The sequence below is a fragment of the Mycobacterium parascrofulaceum ATCC BAA-614 genome (assembly GCF_000164135.1).
Taxonomy (GTDB): Bacteria; Actinomycetota; Actinomycetes; order Mycobacteriales; family Mycobacteriaceae; genus Mycobacterium; species Mycobacterium parascrofulaceum.
The window spans coordinates 1,094,702-1,098,366 of sequence record NZ_GG770553.1; the positions used below are offsets into that span (position 1 = coordinate 1,094,702).

3 protein-coding genes and 1 pseudogene are annotated in these 3,665 nt (G+C 71.5%); 3 read left to right on the plus strand and 1 reads right to left on the minus strand.

Features of this window, described 5'->3' with window-relative positions; all coding sequences use genetic code 11:
* Positions 1-830, plus strand: a pseudogene (locus tag HMPREF0591_RS05155) (hypothetical protein); the annotation flags it as partial.
* A 7-nt stretch (positions 831-837) separates the two neighbouring features.
* Here HMPREF0591_RS05155 and HMPREF0591_RS05160 read toward each other — a convergent pair.
* Positions 838-1,503: a TetR/AcrR family transcriptional regulator gene (locus tag HMPREF0591_RS05160; RefSeq protein ID WP_425270127.1), complete on the minus strand. Its 666-nt coding sequence runs from the start codon at positions 1,501-1,503 to the stop codon at positions 838-840.
* Between the two features lie 94 nt (positions 1,504-1,597).
* Between HMPREF0591_RS05160 and HMPREF0591_RS05165 the strand changes: the two genes are divergently transcribed.
* Both HMPREF0591_RS05165 and HMPREF0591_RS05170 read left to right on the plus strand, forming a co-directional pair.
* On the plus strand, positions 1,598-2,500 hold the full coding sequence (locus HMPREF0591_RS05165) for an oxygenase MpaB family protein (RefSeq protein WP_007167380.1): 903 nt from the start codon (positions 1,598-1,600) through the stop codon (positions 2,498-2,500).
* 103 nt (positions 2,501-2,603) lie between these two features.
* Positions 2,604-3,665 (plus strand): PPE family protein (locus HMPREF0591_RS05170; protein WP_007167381.1); only part of this gene is annotated, 1,062 nt, incomplete at its 3' end.

Genomic DNA, 3,665 nt, shown 5'->3' on the forward strand with positions numbered 1-3,665 from the left:
GCCAAACGGCGTACGACGCAACGGATGTGGGCCGCGCCGTCGTTTCGGCCGCACGACTGGCCCGGGCCGGCCGCGCCGCGTCGCCGGCCGGAAAGCGGCCCGCGCCCCCGGCCGGACCGGACGACGCGATCTCGCTGCCGATGGCGACGATCTTCGTCGACGCCGACGAGTGGGACGCGCGCGCGCAAGCCCTCGGGGGCACCGGCAACGCGCTGCTCGCGGGATTGGCGGCCCACCTCGCCCGGCGGGTGGGCCGGGTCGCCGCGGACGGCACGGTCAACGTCGGGATGCCCGTCAACGAGCGCACCCCGGGCGACACCCGCGCCAACGCGGTCATCAACGTCGACGTCACGGTCGACCCCGCCCCCGTGACCGCGGACCTGCGCGACGTCCGCGCCCGGATCAAGGAGGCGCTGTCCCGCCACGAGGACGAGCCCGACGAGCGCTGGGCGCTGCTGCCGCTGGTTCCGCTGATTCCCGAACGCGTCATGCGGCGGTTGATCGGCGTGGTCACCGGCAGCGCGACCACCGTCGTGTCGTCCAACCTCGGCACATTGGACCCCGCCGTCAACTGCCCCGACGGCACCGACGCCGAACACTTCGCCATGAAGACGGTGTACCCGGGGGTGACCACCGCGACGATGTACCGCACCAACGGCGCGCTGGCGTTGCTGTCGGGAAGGGTGCACGGCCGGGTCTTCGTCTCGCTCCTGGCCTACGAGCTGGGCCGCCACAACTCCGATGTCGAGTTGCGCCAACACATCTCGGACGCTCTGAGCGCCTTTTCGCTCACCGCCACCACCGGGTGGCGCAGCGTGTGCCAGGCGTGAGGGCGCATCACGAGTCCGCCCGCGGCTCGGCCGCCGTCTCGGCGAGGCGGTAGAGACCGGGCTCGGCGAGCTCGTCGAGCAGCGCCGCCAGGTGATCGACCAGCCGGTCCGGTTCGAATCGGACGTCACCGGCCAGCCAGGCGCTGATGGTCTGCGCCACGCCGCCGACCACGAAGTGCGCCGCGGCCTTGATGCGGTCGTTCGCCGGGACCTGTAACGCGGTGCCGACGTGCTGGCCGGACAGCAGGGCGAACATCGCGCTCGACTCGGCGCGCTTGCGCGCGATCACCGTGTTGGCCAGCTGGCTGCTGAACAGCAGGCGCCCGACCCGGGCGTCGCCGGTGATCGTCCGCACGATGTTCGCGAGTCCCGCGCGGGTCTGCTCGTGGGCCGGGACGGCCGACACCGCGGCCTGGGTGGTGGCGGCCAGGTCGGCGACCGCCCAGTCGTAGACCGCCCCGACGAATTCGTCCTTGTCGGTGAAGCTTTCGTAGAAGTACCGGGCGGCCAGCCCGGCCTCGCGGCACACCTCGCGCACGGTGACGCCGGAGATGTCCCGTTGCTCCGCGCCGAGCAGCTCCAGGCCGGCGGCGAGCAACCGGTTGCGGCGGGTGGCGAGCCGCTGCGCGGCCTCGACCCCGCGGTACGGCCGCGCGCTCGAGGGCTCGTTCATGGGACCCATCTTGACACCAGCGCCCGGCACCGACAATATCAGGAAACAAGCGTTCGCAGATTAATGCGGACGGGGGCCGCTGGAGGAACTCACTATGGCAATCCCGGTGCACGAACCAATTCGGCAGGTCGAGCGGCCGGTCGCCGACCGTCCCCGCGCTCGGGGGCCCCGGCGCCGGCGGGCGCTCGGCGTCGACGAGGGTTTGATGGGCGTCGCGCTCCTGGCCGGGCCCGCGAACGTGGTCATGCAGTTGGCGCGCCCCGGCGTCGGCTACGGCGTGCTGGAGAGTCGCGTCGAGAGCGGCCGCGTCGACCTGCACCCGATCAAGCGCGCGCGCACCACCTTCACCTACCTCGCCGTGGCGACCATGGGCAGCGACGCGCAGAAGGACGCCTTCCGGCGGGCGGTGAACCGGGCGCACGCGCAGGTCTACTCCACCCCCGAAAGCCCGGTGCAGTACAACGCCTTCGATCCCGACCTGCAGCTGTGGGTGGGGGCCTGCCTGTACAAGGGTGGCGTGGACATCTACCGCATGTTCATCGGCGAGCTGGACGGCGAGGACGCCGACCGCCACTACCGCGAGGGCATGGCCCTGGCCACCACGCTGCAGGTGCCGCCGGAGATGTGGCCGGCGGACCGGGCGGCGTTCGACCGGTACTGGCAGGAGTCGCTGGCCCAGGTCCACATCGACGAGGCCGTCCGCGAATACCTCTATCCCATCGCGGCCAACCGCATCCGCGGGCTGACGCTGCCGGGCCCGCTGCAGCGCGCCTCCGAAAGCCTGGCGCTGCTGATCACCACCGGCTTTCTGCCGCAGCGGTTCCGGGACGAGATGCGGCTGCCCTGGGACGCCACCCGGCAGCGCCGCTTCGACCGGCTCATCGGGGCGCTGGCCCTGGTGAACCGGTGCCTGCCGCGGTTCGTCCGGCGGTTCCCGTTCAACGTCCTGCTCGCCGACGTCGACCGCCGGATCAGGACGGGCCGCCCGTTGGTGTAGCCGTGCCCGGTCGTGCGGACCGCCCGCCCGGCCAAGTTGATAACGACAATCATATTCATTAAGCTCTCCTCCGTCTGGTACGCCTTCCGGCCCGAGGAGCGCTATGACGGCCCCGATATGGATGGCCTCCCCACCCGAGGTGCATTCCGCTTTGCTCAGCAGCGGCCCCGGTCCGGCCTCGCTGCTGGCGGCGGCGGGTGCGTGGTCCGAGCTGAGCGCCGAATACGCCTCGGCCGCAGCGCAACTCAGCGGCGTGCTGGCAGCGGCGCAGGCCGGATCGTGGCAGGGGCCCAGCGCCGAGTCGTACGTCGCCGCGCACGCCCCCTACCTCGCGTGGCTGACGCGGGCCAGCGCGGACAGCGCCGCCGCCGCCGCGCAACACGAGACCGCCGCGGTCGCCTACACCGCGGCGTTGGCCACCATGCCGACGCTGCCGGAACTGGCCGCCAACCACGCCGTACACGGCGCGTTGGTGGCGACGAACTTCTTCGGCGTCAACACGGTTCCGATCGCGCTCAACGAGGCCGACTACGCGCGCATGTGGGTGCAGGCGGCCGGCACGATGACCACCTATCAGGCGGTGTCCACCGCGGCGGTGGCGTCGACACCCCAGCCCGAGCCCGCGCCGCAGATCGTGAAATCCGCTGCGGCCAGCCATGACTCGGGGGGCGATGTGCACGACCCCACCATCAACAATCCCCTCGACCAGTTCATCGCGAACATCCTGAAGAACCTCGGCATCAATTGGGACCCCGCGCAAGGCACCGTCAACGGCTTGCCCTACGACGCGTATACCAACGCGGGCGAACCGCTCTTCTGGGTGGTGCGGGCGCTCGAATTGCTCGAGGATTTCCAGCAGTTCGGCTATTACCTCGTCCATAACCCGGCGCTGGCCTTCCAATACATCGTCCAGCTGATGCTGTTCGACTGGCCGACGCACATCCTCGAAATCTTCATGTCCCAGCCGGAATTGCTGGCCCCCGCCGTCCTGCTCGCGGTCGCGCCCTTCGGCGCCGTCGGCGGCTTCGCCGGGCTGGCCGGCCTGGCCGGGATACCGCAGCCCCAGGTCTTGCCGGCGCCGGTGCCGGCACCCGCACCACCGCCCGCCCCGATGCCGGCCGTCGCGCTGACACCGACCGCCGCTGCTCCGGCGCCGGCCCCCGCC